Origin of the sequence: Lactobacillus sp. ESL0246, assembly GCF_003692965.1 — a bacterium.
GTDB lineage: Bacteria > Bacillota > Bacilli > Lactobacillales > Lactobacillaceae > Lactobacillus.
Window position 1 is genome coordinate 372,217 of record NZ_REHC01000006.1, and the last position, 17,180, is coordinate 389,396.

Sequence of the window (17,180 nt, forward strand, 5' to 3'; positions counted from 1 at the left end):
AGATTGAAACTATGCTTGGCACAATTGCAACAGGGAAAATAATTGATCAAAATGATGATGCATTTTATGTTCAAGTAGATGGAGTTACTTACGAATTGAAATGTAAGGAGATTACTCAAGAGGAAACTCCACGTTTAGGTAGTCAAGTACAAGGTTTTTTATATGATGATAAGCAACATCATCGTGAAATGACACAATTTTTACCTTTTGCTCAAGCTGATCAATATGGTTGGAGCAAAGTAACTGATATTAAGTATGATTTGGGTGTTTTTGTGGATATTGGACTACCTGATAAAGAAGTTGTTGTTTCAGTTGATGATCTACCATTTGATAAAGAGCGCTGGCCGAGAATTGATGACCAACTTTTGGTTCATCTTGAAACTGACAGCAAAGATCGTATCTGGGCAAAATTGGCAGATGAAAGTATTTTTGAACAATTGGCAGCCCATTTTCCTGATAAAATGAAAAATAAGGATATTTTTGGTACGGTTTATGCTAGTCGTGAAATTGGAGCATTTGTCATTACTAGTGAGTATTATCTTGGATTTGTTCATGCATCTCAAATGGTACGACCACTCCGTTTAGGCGAGCAGTTTAAGGGGCGAGTAATTGGTATTAGTCAGTATGGTCGCTTGAATTTAAGTAGCTTGCCACGAGCTTTTGAAGAGATTGATGATGATGCTCAAATGATCTTAATGAGTTTACGCCGTAAGAATACAAAAACTTTGCCCTTTTATGATAAATCCGATGCGCAAGAAATTAAAAATTATTTTGGTATTTCTAAATCCTCATTTAAGCGAGCTATAGGTCGTTTGCTAAAGGCAAAATATATTACTGAAGATAAGGATGCCGGGTCAATTACATTGATTAATGATCCTGAAGTTAAAGAAAATGAATGATTTACTAGAAGAAGTTGAGGATTATTTACGTTATAGTCAAATTGAACGTGGTTTAAGTGATAACACCATTTTGGCATATCGACAAGATTTAATTAGTTTTTTAGCCTTTTTGAAAAAAGAAAATATTACGTCATGGCCAACTAAAACTGTTGATATTGATGCTTTTTTGGCTGAATTACAAGATCAAAAAAAAGCGACCACTTCAATTAGTAGAATGATTTCAAGTTTGCGAAAGTTTTATCAATGGCTTGTACGTCAGAATATTCAGAAACTTAATCCGATGCAAGAAATTGATTCACCTAAGAAACGGCATGTTTTACCTGTAGCTTTGAGTGTTAAAGAAGTAAATGATCTTTTGGCTCAACCCAATATTAAAACAAAATTGGGATTACGTGACCGAGCGTTACTTGAGACACTGTACGCAACTGGAATTAGAGTAAGTGAATTGATTAATCTTAAATTTGATGATTTACATGCTGATTTGAGATTATTAAAAGTATTTGGAAAGGGAAATAAGGAGCGGCTCATTCCAATTAGTTCGGTAGCAATTTCATGGATTGAAAACTATCAGCAAAAAGTACGAGATACATTACTTCTGAAAGTTGGGAAAAATAGTGATTATATTTTTCTTAATAATCGTGGCGGACAACTAACAAGACAGGCGGTTTGGCAAATTATCAAACGTTATTGTCAATTGGCTGGAATTTCTAAAAATGTTACACCTCATACACTACGCCATACATTTGCGACTCATCTACTTGAAAATGGTGCAGATTTACGTGTAGTGCAAGAAATTCTTGGGCATACAGATATTAGCACGACGCAAATATATACAAACTTAACTCAAAAGCATATCTTAGAAGTTTATACTAGGACGCATCCGCGAACATAGGTGATTTATTTTGCTAATTGAATGTAAAAAAGATCAAGAAAAAGTTGCAATGGGATTATTATCCTATTTGCCTGAATTTAAAAATCTTGATAATTTAAAAGAAGAAATTAAACTGAACAAGGCTAGCTCAGAGTTTCAACTATATTTATATCGAGAAAAAGAAGCTAATTTTATCGGCGTAATCGGTACTCAAAATGATGATCATTTTATTATAATTCGCTATATCTCACTTGCGCCAGATTATCGTCAATCTAAATATGAATCTCGGGCTATTCAAGAGTTAGCTAGTAGTAATCCTAATAAAAAAATTACAGCTGTGCCTGAATGGATTTATTTAATTAAATATTTGACAAAATGAAAGAATATGACTAATAATTTAACTTTAGAATTGCCTAATTTCGAAGGACCACTTGATTTACTTCTTCACTTAATTAAATCTCAGAAAATTGATATTTATGATATTCCTATTGCGCAAATCACTAGTCAATACTTAGCTTATTTGCATGAAATGCAGCGCTTGAATTTAAAAGTTGCTGGTGAATATTTTGTAATGTCCTCAATGCTACTAAGGATTAAGTCACAATCCCTATTACCAAAGAATGATTTTACTGATAATCAAGAACTTGAAGAAGATCCACGTGATGAATTAGTTCAACAATTGGTGCAATATTCTGTTTTCAAAAAAGTTTCGTTGTATTTTAAAAAGAGAAATGAAGAAGTTCCAATTACGGCGGCAAAAGAAGAAAGTGTGCCACAAACTAAAAAGATAGATCCATTGCCGCTGGGCAAAATTACCTCTTCGCAATTGGTCAATACATTTATTGTGGTTTTACAACGTTTAAAAATTAGCCATTTAGATAATGTTTCTATTGCATCTAATGAAACATCAATTACTGAAATGACTGATTTTTTAGAGTGTAAGCTTGCTACTGAAAAAACAATTAGCTTTTTTTCATGTAGTGACCAACTGAACAGTTTATCAGATGTTATTGGTCTTTTTTTGGCTTTATTAGAGCTATGTAAACAGCAACAAATCAAGGTTCGACAATCACATGCATTTGGAGATTTGGAAATAGAAAGAATTGGTTAAAATGGTAAGTAAAATGGCGCAGTTAGAAGCGTTACTGTATCTTGCTGGTGATAGCGGATTGGAAAGTAATAATTTGTGTGAATTATTACAAATTGATTCTTCTGTCTTAAGGGAGCTTAGCAAAAAATTAAAGGAAAAACTTAAGCAAAATGCAGATACGGGTTTGCAAGTGGTTCATCTTGATCATAGCTATAAATTAACAACTCGTCCAGAAGTTAGTGAAATTGTGACCGGTTTTTTTCAAAAAAATCTTACCAAAACACTGAGCCAATCAGCTTTGGAGATACTTTCAATTATTGCTTATAAGCAACCAATAACGCGAGTTGAGATTGATACAATAAGAGGAGTTAACTCTTCTGGCGCACTACAGACATTACTTTGGCGCGGTTTGATAAAAATTGAAGGTAAAAAAGATGTCCCAGGACATCCGAATTTATATATTACTAGTGAATATTTTTTACAATATTTCGGTTATCAAAGCTTGGCAGATTTGCCTTTAATTGAGGATTTTGAAGATGACATCATTAATGTCGAGGGGGAAATAGATCTGTTATCAGCGAAAGGGCAGGTAGATAAGAATTTATTCAAACATCAACGCGAAGGAGAAAAATAATGGTTTTACAACGCTTACAAAAAGTAATTGCGGAGGCAGGGATTGCTTCTCGTCGCAAAGCAGAAATAATGATTAAAGAGGGTAGGGTAACAGTTGATGGTAAAGTAATTACTAAATTGGGTACAAAAGTTGAAACATTTAGTAATATCTCTGTTGATGGTGAGCCTATTGAGCGTGAAAGCTTGCATACATTTCTTTTTTATAAACCTCGTGGTGTAGTTTCTACGGTTAGTGATGATAAGGGAAGAAAAACCGTAGCTGACTATTTTTCTGAACTACCATATCGATTGTATCCAGTTGGGCGCTTGGATTATGATACTTCTGGTCTGTTGCTTATGACTAATGATGGAGAACTAGCTAATTTACTGATGCATCCCCGCAACCAAGTGTCCAAAGTCTATTTGGCAAAAATTAACGGACAATTGTTACCAGAAGAAATAGCCAGACTAACTCACGGTGTCATTTTTGATCATAAAAAATCTGCACCGGCAAAAGTTAAAATTATTCGCAGTGATAGGAAAAAAAATTTTCAACTTGTTCAATTAACAATTCATGAGGGACACTATCATCAAGTTAAAAAAATGTTTAAAGCAGTGAATCATCAAGTTAAAAAACTTTCGCGTGAAAAATACTCTTTTTTAACCTTAGACTCGCTTATTTCAGGAAAATATCGTGAATTGACACATGCTGAGGTTGACAGATTAAAGCGCTTAGACTAGTATGTAATTGTAATCAAATATATCAGTTTGTTGTCTTCATGGCAGGGTGTAAATCCCGACCGGTGGTGTGAGTCCACGACCCACGTAAGTGGTGGAATTCTTTAAGAATACCGATAGTTAAAGTCTAGATGAAAGAAGGCAGACTAACTTAAAAGCTTGGATAATCTTATGCTTACTTTTAAATAAGTCTGTTGCTAGAAGCAACAGACTTATTATTACTTTTGGAGGTAAGTTTTTTGAAACGAAAAAATTCAAGTAATTTAGCTAATATTATTGCCTATGCATTGCTAGGAGCAATAGCGTTTGTCGTAATGGAAATTGCATTTCCATTGCCAGTTGCTAGTTTTTTGAAATTCGATTTTTCTGATGTAATTATTACAATTGGAACTTTTCTATTTGGTGCAGGTCCAGGAATTTTCATTGCGTGTATTCGAATGATTATTAATCTAATTTATAAAGGATTTGCACTCCCAAGCATTGTCGGTCAAATTGCTGCCTTATTAGCGACTATTTCGTTTGCTTTACCATTTTATTATTCAACAAAAAATCTTAATGCTGATGAAACGAATATTTTTAAGCGTCATTTTAAGCCGATTCTTGGAATTGTTTTAGGAATTTTAGCAATGACGGTCGTTTTATCAATACTTAATGCACTAGTTTTGACTCCACTTTATGCAGTGACAGCTGTACCTAAATTGCCAGCAATAAATGGTTACAGCGGTTTGTTAAATTTTACCGAGAAGATTTACTTGGGACAGTTGCTTCATATTCCATCTATGAGTGCCTATATTTTTGGCATAATTGTACCTTTTAACTTACTAAAAGGATTAATTAATGGTGTAGTTGTTTTCTTACTATTTGAAACAATTTTGAAGACTATTAAACCTTTTGTTCGTAAATACTTCAAAAAAAATAATCAATAAAATTTAATTTTATAAAACGACCAGATCCGGTCGTTTTTTTTTATCCAAATTTCATATTAAATATGCTAAAATTATACAAGTTAAGCAAGGGGGTTTTAAAATGAACCAAAAACCAGTAGAACCATATCGACATTATTTACGTCCAGCAGAATCTAGAGTTAATACACACAAGTCTGTGTCTAAAATCTGGAAAGCAATAATGTCATTTTTAATGATCATACTTGTTGCTCTTGTACCTATTGTTTATCATTTGGCTTCAGCAAACAAGACAGATAACCAGGCAGTTGAAGTAAAGAAATCTAGTAAAAAGCAAATAAGAGTAAAAAAGTCACCGATTATCCCAAAGTCTAAATCTAAGGTAAAGTTGCACGCTAAGGTGCAAAATAAACCAAAAACTAAAGAACCAGCTAAGAATAAATTTCAAGAAAGGGTTCCTAAGCAATATATTGTAGCAAATGGTGATTCGCTGACTAGTATTGCTGAAAAATTTAATTTGACTGTTAGCGATATAGTCGCACTTAATAATCTTGATGAAAATAGACAAATTGAAGCAGGGCAAACCTTGATATTAAAGTAATGGTATAGAAAGGATAGGGACAATGTTGCCCCTTTTTAATTGGAATGCAGATAGCAATTGATGGACCAGCATCAGCTGGTAAAAGTACTGTAGCAAAAATTGTTGCGCAGAAATTAGGATATATATACATTGATACAGGTGCGATGTATCGTGCTTGTACTGTGATCGCACAAGAAGAGGGAATTGATTATGCTGATGAGCATCAAATTTTAGTTGCAATTGATCGGTGTGGAATTGAACTTAAATCTGTTGGTGGTGAGCAAAAAGTTTATGTTGGCGGTCAGGATGTTTCGCGCAAAATTCGGACTCCTGAAATTTCGAAAAATGTTTCTCAAGTGTCTGCTTTAGCTGGTGTTCGAAGTAAAATGGTGGATTTACAGCGCCAAATGGCCGGAAAAATGGATATTGTAATGGATGGAAGGGATATTGCTACTACTGTTCTTCCTAATGCACAAGTTAAGATATTTCTTGTAGCAACTGCTCGGTCTCGTGCACAAAGAAGGATGCTCGATTTAAAACAACGTGGAATAAAAAGTGAAAAAACACTAAAAGAAATTGAGTCTGATATAGTCGCACGAGATTACAAAGATTCTCACCGAGAAGTGTCACCATTGAAAAAGGCTTCTGAAGCCGTCGAAATTGATACAACTAAGATGACAATTAATGAAGTTGTTAATTCTATTTTGGCAGAAATTAAAAAAAGTCAAAAAAAGGTGTTAAAACAGTAGAAAAATATCTAACTTTCATTTAAAATGAGGTTATGATATCGGGAGGTAAATAATGTCAGAAAATAGTAATCAATTTTTAGATGCATTAAAGCAAATGCAAGGAGTTGAGGTCGGAGATATTGTAGATGTTGAAGTTTTAGACGTTGAAGAAGGTCAAATCGATGTTGGTGTTGTAAATGCTGGTGTCGAGGGAGTTATTCCACGTCGTGAATTTACTTCAGATCGCAACGTCGACCTTCGTGACGCTGTTAAGCCTGGTGATAATTTCAAGGCTTTAGTTTTAAGAAAAGCTGGCGGCGATAAGGAAAATGGTGAATTCTTCTTCTCTGTAACTCGTTTAAAGGAAAGAGAAGCCTACGATGAATTACAAAAGGACTTTGAAGCTGGTACTCCAATCGAAGGCACTATTACATCATCAGTACGTGGTGGATTATTAGTTGATGTAGGAACGAGAGGTTTCTTACCTGCATCACTTATTTCAAATCGATATGTTTCAGATCTTAAGCCATATATTGGTAAAACAATGAAGCTTAAGATTACTGAGATTGATCCAAGTAAAAATCGCTTAATTTTATCACACAAGGACTTAATCGAAGAAGAGCGCGAAGAAGCCTTTGAAAATGTTGCTTCACAATTAGTTGTTGGTGACGTAGTTGAAGGTAAGGTTTCTCGTTTAACTAACTTTGGTGCTTTTGTTGATGTAGGTGGTGTTGACGGTTTGGTTCACATTTCTGAAATTTCATATAAGCACGTTGATAAACCTAGTGATGTATTAAAATCTGGTCAAGATGTTAAGGTAAAAGTAATTGGTATTGATGATGATAGACATCGCATCTCCCTTTCAATTAAGCAAACTGAACCTTCCCCATTTGAACAAGCAACAGCAGAACTTCATGAAGGTGACATCTTTGAGGGCGAAGTTAAATCTTTAACTAACTTCGGAGCTTTTGTTGAAGTGGCTGATGGCATTCAAGGTCTAGTTCATGTTTCTGAAATTTCATACAAACACGTTGACAAACCAAGTGATGTATTGAAAGTTGGTCAAACTGTTAAAGTTAAAGTTTTGAGTATTGATCCAGGTGAGCGTCGAATTTCACTTTCAATGAAAGCGGCTGATCCTAAGAGTTCTGATAATGAAGGTTCCCAATCGCATAGTTCATATAACAGAGGTTCAATGAACAATAAGTACATGAACAACGATGATAGTGGCTTTGCTTTAGGTGATATTATCGGTGACCAATTAAAAGATCGTCATTAATTGTAATAAAAAGGCTGGCTTGACCAATAAGTCAGCTTTTTTTATATTTTAGGGAGGCTGAAAATTTATGGTTTTACCTGTAGTTGCAATTGTAGGACAACCGAACGTTGGTAAATCAACACTTTTCAACCGGATTATCAATGAACGTCTAGCAATTGTTGAGGATAAACCGGGGGTTACTCGTGATCGAAATTATGCTCAGGCAGAATGGCTTGGACATAAATTTGATTTGATTGATACAGGTGGCATCACCTGGGAAGATGGACGAATTGAGGATGAGATACGGGCTCAAGCAGAAATTGCAATTGAAGAAGCTGATGTAATTATAATTTTGACCAGTGTAACTAATCACCTGACTGATTTAGATGAAAGAATTGCACATATGCTATATCAAACTAAAAAGCCAGTGATTTTGGCTGTTAATAAGGCTGATAATCCTGAGCAAAGAATGGATATTTACGACTTTTACAGCTTGGGATTAGGTACGCCAATACCTGTTTCTAGTGTTCACGGCACGGGTATTGGCGATTTGCTGGATCGTATTGTTAGTGAATTACCGACTAATTTAGATAAAAAAAATGAAGAACAAATTTCCTTTAGTGTGATTGGACGTCCAAATGTCGGTAAATCCTCAATTGTGAATCGATTACTTGGAGAAAAGCGAGTAATTGTTAATAATGAAGAGGGGACAACACGTGATGCCGTCGATACTCCTTTTGTTGGTGAAGATGGAACTAAATTTCGAATCGTTGATACAGCTGGTATCAGAAAACGTGGTAAAGTTTACGAAAAAACCGAAAAATATTCGGTAATGCGTGCAGAAAGTGCTGTAGAGCATTCAAATGTAGTTTGTCTGGTTTTAGATGCAAGTACAGGTATTCGTGAACAGGATAAGCATGTAGCTGGATACGCACATGAAGCAGGACGCGGCATTATCATCGTTGTTAATAAGTGGGATCTACCGAAAAAAGATAGTAATAGCGGCAAGGAATTTATTCAAACAATTCGTGAAGAATTTCAGTACCTGGATTATGCTCCAATTTTATTTGTTTCCGCAAAGACAGGACAAAATCTTGAGCAAATCCCACAACTTGTTAAAGAAGTTTATCAAAATCAAACTCAGCGTATTCAGTCGAGTGTGTTAAATGATCTTCTTCTTGAGGCAAGTAAGTTAGCCCCAACTCCAATGATTAAGGGCAAGCGATTACGCTTGTATTATATGACACAAGTATCTGTTAATCCACCAACATTTGTTGTTTTTGTTAATGACCCTGAATTGTTACATTTTTCTTATCAACGTTTTTTGATTAATCAATTACGAGAAAATTTCAATTTTATAGGAACACCACTTAAAATTATTCCGCGTAAGAGAAAATAGTTTGTATTTAGCAAATGTGAAAAAATGATTTTTTTAGTCAAATTGCTTGTTGTACAAGGCTTTTTATGATATTTTGAAACAAGGAATATTGGTTGGTCATAATCATTTATTCCTTGTTTCTTATTTGAGAAATAAATTAATAATTTCATATTTTATTTGAAATTATTTTGGGAGGTGAATTCCAGATGGCAAACAAGGCGGTATTAGTTACTGAAATTGCTTCAAAAACTGGTTTAACTAAGAAAAAGGTTGCTGCAACTGTAGACGCAATTTTCAGTTCAATCCAAAAGGATCTTACTAAAAATGAAAAAGTTCAATTAATTGGTTTTGGTACTTTTGAAGTAAGAAAACGGGCAGCTCGTAAGGGTCGAAATCCACAAACTGGTGATGAAATAGCGATCCCAGCTAGTGTAGTTCCTGCGTTTAGACCGGGGAAAGCACTTAAAGACGCTGTTAAGTAGTTTTATAAAAAATGGTGGCAAAAAATAATGGCCACCTTTTTTTTGACCAAACTAAAATATAAATTGTTTTATTAAATGAAGGTTTAAAATGACTTATTCGAAACAGATGCTTGATTCACTTGAAAATCAGGATTTTTCTCAAGAAAAAATCTTACTAAAAAAAGCATTAGATAATGATGATCCAGAGGTTTTAGCTTCATTGGCGGAAAATTTAACTGGATTAGGGTTTACTGATTCTGCTAAAGAAGTTTATCGTAGTTTAATTGCTCGCTTCCCTAAGGAAGATTTATTTAAAATTTATTTAGCTGAAATTTTATTGAATGATGGTAAAGATGATGATGGTCTAACGCTTTTATATAATATTTCTGAAGATTCATCTGTATATCTGGATAGTTTATTAGTTCAGGCAGACTATTATCAAACTAATGGTCTATTTGAAACTGCATATCAGAAATTAAAAAAAGCCTTAAAATTGGCACCTGATGAAGATGTTGTTAAATTTGGTCTTGCAGAACTCGATTATTTTAATGGAAAATATGAAGAAGCACTTGAATTATATCAAGATTTATTAAAACGACAAAAAAATTTTAGTGAAGTTAATTTAAGTGATCGTTTATTCCAAACTTTAGCAAAATTAGGACGTTATGAAGAAGCTGCTACAGTAATTAAAAAAAATGGTGGTGATATTTTAGATATTGATAGTAAATATCAGGCTGCATTGGTGATGTTAGCTGTTAAAAATGATGATCAGGCAATAAAATACTTAGATGAAGTTCTTGATCAAAGTCCAGATTATGCTAATGCATACCGTTTGTTAGTCTCGGCTTATGAGCATAAAAATGATACGGAGCAAGTTTTACGTTCGGCACAAGCTGGTATCGCTTATAATGAATTGGATGCCGTTTTGTATGAAAAAGGTGCACTAGCTGCAATTAGACTCAATGATTTAAAAACAGCAGAAGATTTATTGATAAAAGGTGTGAATTTTTTACCAGATAATATTGATTTACGGCTACAACTATCTAATTTATATCTTCGCGAAAATAAAGATCAGGATAATTTAGCTTTGTTCAGTAAATTCGATGAAGATGAAATTGAACCTCAGATTCGTTGGAATCTTGCAATATCTTATCAAAGGTTAGAGCAAGAGCAAAAGGCGAAAAGTGAATTTTGGTTAGCGTATCCAGAATTTTCAGATAATGCAATCTTCTTAAAGCAAATGATACGATTTTTTAATACAGAAGCTCATTCTGATGACATAGTTAAGCAGTTACTAGAAAAGTATTTAAAATTAGAACCAGAAGATTCCGAACTGCAAGATATGTACGATAACTTGCAAAATTGATGATAATTAATAAAAGAAACTAATTTTCGGGCAGGTATCTAATCAAAATAATAGCTATTTCATTATTTTATTTGTATTATAAAATTTAAAAATAATGGTGATAGCTTTAATAGAAATGTTTAATTCGTAGCGAATAAAGTTATTACTACTATAGATCTAATTTGGCTTTATCGTTGAGTATAAATAAAAAATATCAAAAAATTGTGTTGCGGCTAATAGTATAATTTTGGAATGATATAACATATTTACTTATATGTCATGGATATATTTAAAATTTATATGATGATTTTTGAGTAAGAATAAATATGCTAAAAATCTCCTTTAATTAGTTTGATAAAGGACTCTACTTAGGGATTTTTTAATTGAATACCCAGATATTGAGCAAAAGATTGTTGATAGATAATCTTAATTGTTTTCAATTTATCTTTGAATAGTTCTCTAAAATATAGAAGTAAAAAAATAGCTGTGCTAGTCTTTGACGTGCACAGTTATTTTTGTTAAATTGTTATTTACGAATAAAAAAGTGATGTTGATTTTGCTTAAATGTAAAGGTCCTATTCCAAACCTCATGTACTTCAAAAACATTTATGAATTCCTGGTGTCTTCAGCGGCAATTAGTTGTCTAACTGTTGAAATTTTTCTCGGTGAGACAACAAGATAATTAAATAATTGACAGGTCTTTTTTAAACTATAGTCACTGTGTACATTTAGGTAAGTAAAATCACGATTAATTTTTAAATCAATCTTATTAGCTATTTCCTGATGTTTTTCAGAAATAATGACCATTCCTCTAGCGAAATACGTTTCCTGTTGGACAGTATCCATTACTTAAGTGAGAAAAATGATGTACATAATGTATTTAATATCTAAATATGATAGCGAACATAATATAATTATGACATTACAGAAAGAATAACAATACTTTTCCAAAAGAAAAGTCAAAATTCATTTAAAAAACGCGCGCAATAAGATCAGTATGTAATGTCTACCGAAAAACAAGTCCACGTCCACAACGTTCCAGGCTAGTAGGGTGTTAAGAAAATGGTCGTGTTCTAAGTTTAATTGAGATATAATAGATACTGAGTACTAAAATCAGAGAAAAAAGGAGTCACATAATTCCCTAGACTGTATAAGCAAAAGATATTTTATCCATATACCAACAGCCTAATATAATTAGTGGAATATTTTAATATAGGAAAGATAATACCAAGTTAGCTCCCCAAAAATGTCTAAGCAAAAGCGAATTTACGCTAACAGCAAGACTTACTAGGATCGGAGATTATGTCTAAACTAAAGCCATAAATATGCACCCTATTAGAATTAATAACTAGTTTAAGAATAGTTGTTTTAGTATATTTTTGGCATAATTTTAGGTCTTTCTTTAAAAATTTAATAATTTAAACATAACAAAAATAACGTGATTATAAAACAAATGAGTTGATTAAAATGATAAAAATAGATAATTTACCATCAATATTTATTGCTGCATTACCAATACTGGAAAAATTAGAAGCAGCTGGTTTTGAAGCATATTTTGTGGGAGGAGCAATTAGAGATTTATTACTCAAAAGACACATTCATGATATTGATATTGCAACCAGTGCTTATCCAGAAGAAGTAAAAAATCTTTTTTCCAAAACAATTGACACTGGTATTCAGCATGGAACCGTTACTGTTCTTTATCATGGCATTGGTTATGAAATTACCACCTTTAGAACAGAGTCAGGGTATCAAGACTTTCGAAGACCTGACCATGTAACATTTGTTAAAAATTTGAATGAAGATCTTAAACGACGTGATTTTACTATTAATGCATTAGCGATGGATTCTCATGGTCAAATTATCGATCTTTTTGATGGCTTAGGCGATTTGCAAAAACATATAATTAAAGCGGTTGGCGATCCGTTAGAAAGGTTCCATGAAGATGCCTTAAGAATGATGCGTGCAGTTCGTTTTATGAGTCAACTGAATTTCAATTTGGAAAGTTGTACAGAAGAAGCAATAAAAGATTTGCATCATCTTTTAAGCAAAATTTCGATAGAAAGAGTGCGAGATGAATTTGTCAAAATGGGCCTAGGGCAAAATTCTCGAGAAGCTTTTCGAAGCTTTATTGAGACGGAATTAAACGAAGCAATTCCCGACTTGGCGCAAAAAGGAAATTTATTAGCAATTTATCCTAATTTAAAATTTAATCCAACTTTGGAAACAAGTTTTTGGGGAGTTATTATCATTTTACTAAAAATTCAAAATGACCAAATATCTAAATTTATGCATAATTGGAAAAATTCTAATGCAATGACAATTAAAGTTGAAAAAATTGTTTCTTTATTTGACCTAATTTCTGAACACTCACCCACAGATTTTGAATTATTTGAAGCGGGAAAAGATGTTCTATTTAATACAATTGATGTTGCTCACATTTTGGGTCAGCCAATAAACTCTGAGGTCTTAGTGGATCGCTATATGGCATTACCTATTAAATCTTCATCTGAGTTAGCAGTCGATGGTAGGTTCTTAATTAAAGAAGGCTTTAAGCCTGGTCCTAGACTAGGGGAAGTATTAAATGAAATTAAACATAAGGTAATTGACGGTAATTTAGAAAATTCCGAAGAAGCGGTTAGAACTTATCTGACGAGTTTAAATTAGACATAGAATAGTACTGAAATATACATTAGAGTTGAACCCAAAATAACGAAAAGATGCCAAATAACATGAATGTATGGAATTTGTTTCATTGTGTAAAATAAGGCCCCAACGGTATAAGCAATTCCCCCACTAACTAGCAACCAAAATCCAGTAGAACTTAGGCGTATATATAATGGATGTGCAACAGAAATGACTAGCCATCCCATACCTACGTATACAATTGTGTCTAGAATTACATGTCTGCCACGATTAAAAATATAGTAAAGAATTCCAAAAATTGCTAATAACCAAACAAAACTAAACATTAACCAACCTCGAAGTCCACCAATTGCAACGAGTGAATATGGTGTATATGTTCCAGCAATCAATAGAAAAATCGAAGAATGATCAAAGATTTGAAAAATGTTACGGGCTTTAGTAAAAATCAAACTATGGAAAAGAGTAGAAAACAAATATAACAAAAGTAAGCAGATACCATAAATGCTAAAAGTTACAATTCTCAATGTGCTATGTGTAGAGACTGCTTTAATAATTAATAAATCAAAGCCAGCAAGCGCTAAACAAAAACCAATTCCGTGTGTGACTGCGCTAAGGATGTTATCTAAAATGTAGTAACGTTTCGCTCTTTCTTTTGGTTCTTGCCAAATTTCTTTTAATTTCATTTTGAATCAGTTTGTTCGCTTTCTTTTTTTTGCTAGTTTTTTTGCTATAATAACTTATAATTGATACAGATAATATTTTATCATAAATGTAAGCAGCATTCAGAATTGAGGGCGAGGACGTTGTCGAAAATTAAAATTTTGACGGATTCTTCTGCGCAGCTAACACCAGAAGAAATTGAAAAATATCATATTACTATTGTGCCGTTGTCAGTGACAGTTGGTGGAAAAACATATCTTGATGGAGTTGAAATCACAAGGCAACAATTTGTTGATAAGATGAATGAAGCTGAAGAACTTCCTAAAACCAGTCAACCATCCATTGGCCGACTGGTAGATGCAATTAACGACTTAACGGCTGATGGTAGTGAGGTTATTGGTATTTTCTTAGCCAAAGTCTTAAGTGGGACAGTTGATGCCGCCAGACAAGCAGCTGAAATTGCTAAGAAAACGGCGATGGTTCATATTGTGGATTCAGAATTAACAGATCGTGCAGAAGGTTTTCAAGCATTGGTAGCAGCACGTGATGCTGAAACGGGAAAATCAGTTGATCAAATTTTAGAGCATCTTGAAAAAATAAAGAAGACACAACGTTTGCGAATGATGATTGTTAATTTAGAAAATGTTATTAAAGGCGGACGTCTGGGACCGATTTCTGGTAAAATTGCTAATTTACTTAATATTAGAATTGAGCTACAAATGCCTAATGGTAAACTGAAGGTCGCTAAAAAGGGGCGTGGCAAGAAATTTACTATGGCATTTGATCAACGAGTTTTAGATGATATTGAGGCAAACAAGGATAAAATCAAAGAGGTTGGCATATCTTATGTTTCAATTGATGGTGTGCCCCAAAAGTTACTTGACTTTGCTCAAAAAATTAAAGATATTAATTCCCAGATTGATGTCTTAGTTCGGGAAACCAGTCCAATTATTGCTACACATGCAGGGATGGATGCTTATGCAATTTTATATTATACGGAGTAACTAAGTGGTATATCGAGAAAGTTTTTATCGTTATTTGATGACACAACGAAATAATAATTCAAGTAGCGAGATTGCACAGTTTGCAAATAATGCTCAAAATGATCAAACTTTTCCTAAACAAGAGCAAGATTATGAAAAATTGTCTAATTATCTTGAGTTAAATGCGGGATATCTATCGAGTATGAGTATCTTTGATGATGCCTATCAGATGTATCGTGATAAAATGTCGTATTAATCAAGAGCTCTTTGGAGCTTTTTTATAGTATAAAGAAGAGGAAAAATGACTAAAATCCAATGGTATCCGGGCCATATGAATAAAGCGCGCAATCAGCTTGAAGACAAGATGGACTTGATTGATGTCATAGTAGAAGTTTTGGATTCAAGGATTCCTCAGTCTTCTAGAAATCCGATGATTGAGGAATTAGTGGGTAATAAACCACATCTAATTATTCTAAATAAAGCAGATTTGGCTGATCCAGTAATGACTAAATTATGGCAGAAAAAGCTTTCTGGTAAAGGCAAAGTTGTTATGGCAATGGATGCACTTCATAGCAATAATATGCAGGCATTAATTCGAATGATCAAAAAGACAGCACAATCAAAAATCACTAAGCTTGAGGCAAAAGGTGCGTATAATCCTGTAATTAGAATTGCATTAGCGGGGATTCCTAATTGCGGTAAATCTACGATTATTAACCGCTTGGTTGGTCATAATGTTGCTGTTGTTGGCGATAAGCCTGGAGTAACTAAGGGACAGACATGGCTTAAAGCGCAAGCAAATATTCAAATTTTAGATACCCCAGGCATTTTGTGGCCCAAATTTGAAGATCAAGAGGTTGGTTACAAACTAGCAGCTTTTGGTGCAATTAAAGATAGTATTTTTAATGCTGATGATGTTGCCCTCTTTTTACTAGGATCTTTACGTGATTATTATTTTAATTGCTTAGTTAAGTTTGCTCGATCATCTAAAGAAGAAGTAGAAAAGATTAATGATACCGATTTGTTGTTAGCGCTTACAAGCCAATATGGGATGCGTGATGATTATGATCGCTTTTCTCTTTATCTTCTTCAAAGATTGCGAAAAGGTAAAGTAGGAAGGATAACATTGGATCGAATATGACCATTAATGAAATCAAACAATTGCTAGCCTCTAAAAAAGTTAGTGATGCTACTTTAGCAAAATTAGCATCTGATCCTAGAGTTGGCGTCCAAAAACTTGTTGTAAGTTACCAAAATCGTCAAAGACGATTAGCAGAAAAGCGAGCAGCTTTCGCCAATCGATTTATGTATGAACGAGAATTTTGGGCTAAAGGCCGAACTGTTGCAGGGGTTGATGAAGTTGGTCGCGGTCCACTTGCTGGTCCTGTTGTAACTGCAGCAGTAGTAATTGATGCCAATTTTGATATAATTGATGTTAATGACTCTAAAAAATTGAGTGTACAAAAACGTGAACTGCTTTACCCTAAAATTTTACAAAAGGCGATTAGTGTAGCAATTGGGATTAGAGATTCTCAAGTAATTGATCAAATCAATATTTATGAGGCAGATCGATTAGCAATGGCTGATGCAGTGGCTGGTCTTAATTGTAAACCAGATGCTCTTCTTGTTGATGCAATGACGGTACCAATTGATATACCACAAAAGCGATTAATAAAAGGAGATGCAAAGTCTAATTCCATTGCTGCAGCTTCAATCATTGCTAAGGTTTTTCGGGATAGGATAATGGCTGATTATGCCTTAATTTATCCCGAATATCATTTTGAACTTAACGTGGGGTATGGTACTAAGGAACATATAGCTGCTCTAAAAAAATATGGACCGACACCAATCCATCGTAAAACTTTCGCCCCTGTGAATAACTTTTTTAAATAACGAAAATTGCAATTTTAAGTTGAACACCCTACTTGATTTGATAGATGCAATCTAATCTTTTCTCATATAATTCATCGGGAGTGTGGTAGGCTAAGATTTTGCGCGGCAGGTTATTGCACCATTCCTCAATGCCGTA

At 33.7% G+C, this 17,180-nt stretch carries 20 protein-coding genes and 1 riboswitch; of the genes, 18 read left to right on the top strand and 2 right to left on the bottom strand.

The window, feature by feature from the left end:
- Positions 1 to 11: 11 nt before the first annotated feature.
- From F5ESL0246_RS03575 to F5ESL0246_RS03635, 13 genes are all read left to right on the top strand, one after another.
- Positions 12 to 899 (top strand): S1 RNA-binding domain-containing protein, encoded by an 888-nt coding sequence (locus tag F5ESL0246_RS03575; protein WP_122018144.1) that lies wholly within the window; start codon positions 12 to 14, stop codon positions 897 to 899.
- Positions 892 to 1,791 carry a site-specific tyrosine recombinase XerD gene (xerD, locus tag F5ESL0246_RS03580; RefSeq protein ID WP_122018145.1) on the top strand — a complete coding sequence of 300 codons (900 nt, stop codon included), beginning with the start codon at positions 892 to 894 and terminating at the stop codon, positions 1,789 to 1,791. The genes F5ESL0246_RS03575 and xerD overlap by 8 nt, the downstream gene beginning before the upstream one ends.
- 10 nt (positions 1,792 to 1,801) lie before the next feature.
- The gene (locus F5ESL0246_RS03585; RefSeq protein ID WP_122018146.1) at positions 1,802 to 2,149 is read left to right on the top strand and encodes a reductase; all 348 of its coding nucleotides are present in this window, start codon (positions 1,802 to 1,804) and stop codon (positions 2,147 to 2,149) included.
- Positions 2,150 to 2,155: 6 nt separating this feature from the next.
- Entirely contained in the window at positions 2,156 to 2,881 is a 726-nt protein-coding gene (locus F5ESL0246_RS03590; RefSeq protein WP_122018147.1) for a ScpA family protein, read from the top strand.
- Between the two features lies 1 nt (position 2,882).
- Positions 2,883 to 3,494 carry an SMC-Scp complex subunit ScpB gene (gene scpB, locus F5ESL0246_RS03595; RefSeq protein WP_122018148.1) on the top strand — a complete coding sequence of 204 codons (612 nt, stop codon included), beginning with the start codon at positions 2,883 to 2,885 and terminating at the stop codon, positions 3,492 to 3,494.
- Positions 3,494 to 4,213 carry a pseudouridine synthase gene (locus F5ESL0246_RS03600; RefSeq protein ID WP_122018149.1) on the top strand — a complete coding sequence of 240 codons (720 nt, stop codon included), beginning with the start codon at positions 3,494 to 3,496 and terminating at the stop codon, positions 4,211 to 4,213. The genes scpB and F5ESL0246_RS03600 overlap by 1 nt, the downstream gene beginning before the upstream one ends.
- A gap of 28 nt (positions 4,214 to 4,241) precedes the next feature.
- A riboswitch (FMN riboswitch) is annotated at positions 4,242 to 4,357 on the top strand.
- Between the two features lie 92 nt (positions 4,358 to 4,449).
- Complete coding sequence (locus tag F5ESL0246_RS03605; RefSeq protein ID WP_199688555.1) at positions 4,450 to 5,136, top strand: ECF transporter S component; 687 nt, start codon at positions 4,450 to 4,452, stop codon at positions 5,134 to 5,136.
- Between the two features lie 100 nt (positions 5,137 to 5,236).
- The gene (locus tag F5ESL0246_RS03610; RefSeq protein ID WP_122018150.1) at positions 5,237 to 5,713 is read left to right on the top strand and encodes a LysM domain-containing protein; all 477 of its coding nucleotides are present in this window, start codon (positions 5,237 to 5,239) and stop codon (positions 5,711 to 5,713) included.
- 44 nt (positions 5,714 to 5,757) lie between these two features.
- Positions 5,758 to 6,441: a (d)CMP kinase gene (gene cmk / locus F5ESL0246_RS03615; protein WP_122018151.1), complete on the top strand. Its 684-nt coding sequence runs from the start codon at positions 5,758 to 5,760 to the stop codon at positions 6,439 to 6,441.
- A gap of 52 nt (positions 6,442 to 6,493) precedes the next feature.
- Entirely contained in the window at positions 6,494 to 7,699 is a 1,206-nt protein-coding gene (rpsA, locus tag F5ESL0246_RS03620) for a 30S ribosomal protein S1 (RefSeq protein WP_122018152.1), read from the top strand.
- 67 nt (positions 7,700 to 7,766) lie between these two features.
- Positions 7,767 to 9,077 (top strand): ribosome biogenesis GTPase Der, encoded by a 1,311-nt coding sequence (gene der / locus F5ESL0246_RS03625; RefSeq protein ID WP_122018153.1) that lies wholly within the window; start codon positions 7,767 to 7,769, stop codon positions 9,075 to 9,077.
- A 185-nt stretch (positions 9,078 to 9,262) separates the two neighbouring features.
- Positions 9,263 to 9,538, top strand: a complete 276-nt coding sequence (locus F5ESL0246_RS03630) for an HU family DNA-binding protein (RefSeq protein ID WP_122018154.1) — start codon at positions 9,263 to 9,265, stop codon at positions 9,536 to 9,538.
- Positions 9,539 to 9,626: 88 nt separating this feature from the next.
- Positions 9,627 to 10,883, top strand: a complete 1,257-nt coding sequence (locus F5ESL0246_RS03635; RefSeq protein WP_122018155.1) for a lipopolysaccharide assembly protein LapB — start codon at positions 9,627 to 9,629, stop codon at positions 10,881 to 10,883.
- A 585-nt stretch (positions 10,884 to 11,468) separates the two neighbouring features.
- On the opposite strand, the gene F5ESL0246_RS08355 is transcribed toward F5ESL0246_RS03635, so the two are convergent.
- Positions 11,469 to 11,708, bottom strand: coding sequence for a hypothetical protein (locus F5ESL0246_RS08355; protein ID WP_233551581.1), 240 nt, complete (start codon positions 11,706 to 11,708; stop codon positions 11,469 to 11,471).
- 621 nt (positions 11,709 to 12,329) lie between these two features.
- Between F5ESL0246_RS08355 and F5ESL0246_RS03645 the strand changes: the two genes are divergently transcribed.
- The gene (locus tag F5ESL0246_RS03645; RefSeq protein ID WP_122018156.1) at positions 12,330 to 13,529 is read left to right on the top strand and encodes a CCA tRNA nucleotidyltransferase; all 1,200 of its coding nucleotides are present in this window, start codon (positions 12,330 to 12,332) and stop codon (positions 13,527 to 13,529) included.
- On the opposite strand, the gene F5ESL0246_RS03650 is transcribed toward F5ESL0246_RS03645, so the two are convergent.
- On the bottom strand, positions 13,526 to 14,191 hold the full coding sequence (locus F5ESL0246_RS03650; protein ID WP_122018157.1) for a hemolysin III family protein: 666 nt from the start codon (positions 14,189 to 14,191) through the stop codon (positions 13,526 to 13,528). The genes F5ESL0246_RS03645 and F5ESL0246_RS03650 overlap by 4 nt on opposite strands.
- Positions 14,192 to 14,311: 120 nt before the next feature.
- Between F5ESL0246_RS03650 and F5ESL0246_RS03655 the strand changes: the two genes are divergently transcribed.
- Genes F5ESL0246_RS03655 through F5ESL0246_RS03670 form a run of 4 tightly spaced genes read left to right on the top strand, consistent with a single transcriptional unit; the run spans position 14,312 to position 17,044 of the window.
- Positions 14,312 to 15,172 carry a DegV family protein gene (locus tag F5ESL0246_RS03655; RefSeq protein WP_233551582.1) on the top strand — a complete coding sequence of 287 codons (861 nt, stop codon included), beginning with the start codon at positions 14,312 to 14,314 and terminating at the stop codon, positions 15,170 to 15,172.
- Positions 15,173 to 15,176: 4 nt separating this feature from the next.
- A complete protein-coding gene (locus tag F5ESL0246_RS03660) occupies positions 15,177 to 15,407 on the top strand; it encodes a YozE family protein (RefSeq protein ID WP_122018159.1) in 231 nt (76 codons plus the stop codon).
- A 45-nt stretch (positions 15,408 to 15,452) separates the two neighbouring features.
- Positions 15,453 to 16,292 (top strand): ribosome biogenesis GTPase YlqF, encoded by an 840-nt coding sequence (gene ylqF, locus F5ESL0246_RS03665; protein WP_122018160.1) that lies wholly within the window; start codon positions 15,453 to 15,455, stop codon positions 16,290 to 16,292.
- Positions 16,289 to 17,044: a ribonuclease HII gene (locus F5ESL0246_RS03670; protein ID WP_122018161.1), complete on the top strand. Its 756-nt coding sequence runs from the start codon at positions 16,289 to 16,291 to the stop codon at positions 17,042 to 17,044. Before ylqF ends, F5ESL0246_RS03670 begins: the two co-directional genes overlap by 4 nt.
- Positions 17,045 to 17,180: the final 136 nt, after the last annotated feature.

Coding starts and splice junctions, on each gene's coding strand:
- ylqF (WP_122018160.1), top strand. CDS start 15,453: ATGACTAAAATCCAATGGTATCCGGGCCATATGAATAAAGCGCGCAAT.
- F5ESL0246_RS03600 (WP_122018149.1), top strand. CDS start 3,494: ATGGTTTTACAACGCTTACAAAAAGTAATTGCGGAGGCAGGGATTGCT.
- F5ESL0246_RS03590 (WP_122018147.1), top strand. CDS start 2,156: ATGACTAATAATTTAACTTTAGAATTGCCTAATTTCGAAGGACCACTT.
- rpsA (WP_122018152.1), top strand. CDS start 6,494: ATGTCAGAAAATAGTAATCAATTTTTAGATGCATTAAAGCAAATGCAA.
- der (WP_122018153.1), top strand. CDS start 7,767: ATGGTTTTACCTGTAGTTGCAATTGTAGGACAACCGAACGTTGGTAAA.
- F5ESL0246_RS03630 (WP_122018154.1), top strand. CDS start 9,263: ATGGCAAACAAGGCGGTATTAGTTACTGAAATTGCTTCAAAAACTGGT.
- F5ESL0246_RS03610 (WP_122018150.1), top strand. CDS start 5,237: ATGAACCAAAAACCAGTAGAACCATATCGACATTATTTACGTCCAGCA.
- scpB (WP_122018148.1), top strand. CDS start 2,883: ATGGTAAGTAAAATGGCGCAGTTAGAAGCGTTACTGTATCTTGCTGGT.
- F5ESL0246_RS03650 (WP_122018157.1), bottom strand. CDS start 14,191: ATGAAATTAAAAGAAATTTGGCAAGAACCAAAAGAAAGAGCGAAACGT.
- F5ESL0246_RS03645 (WP_122018156.1), top strand. CDS start 12,330: ATGATAAAAATAGATAATTTACCATCAATATTTATTGCTGCATTACCA.
- xerD (WP_122018145.1), top strand. CDS start 892: ATGAATGATTTACTAGAAGAAGTTGAGGATTATTTACGTTATAGTCAA.
- F5ESL0246_RS03670 (WP_122018161.1), top strand. CDS start 16,289: ATGACCATTAATGAAATCAAACAATTGCTAGCCTCTAAAAAAGTTAGT.
- F5ESL0246_RS08355 (WP_233551581.1), bottom strand. CDS start 11,708: ATGGATACTGTCCAACAGGAAACGTATTTCGCTAGAGGAATGGTCATT.
- cmk (WP_122018151.1), top strand. CDS start 5,758: ATGCAGATAGCAATTGATGGACCAGCATCAGCTGGTAAAAGTACTGTA.
- F5ESL0246_RS03575 (WP_122018144.1), top strand. CDS start 12: ATGCTTGGCACAATTGCAACAGGGAAAATAATTGATCAAAATGATGAT.
- F5ESL0246_RS03635 (WP_122018155.1), top strand. CDS start 9,627: ATGACTTATTCGAAACAGATGCTTGATTCACTTGAAAATCAGGATTTT.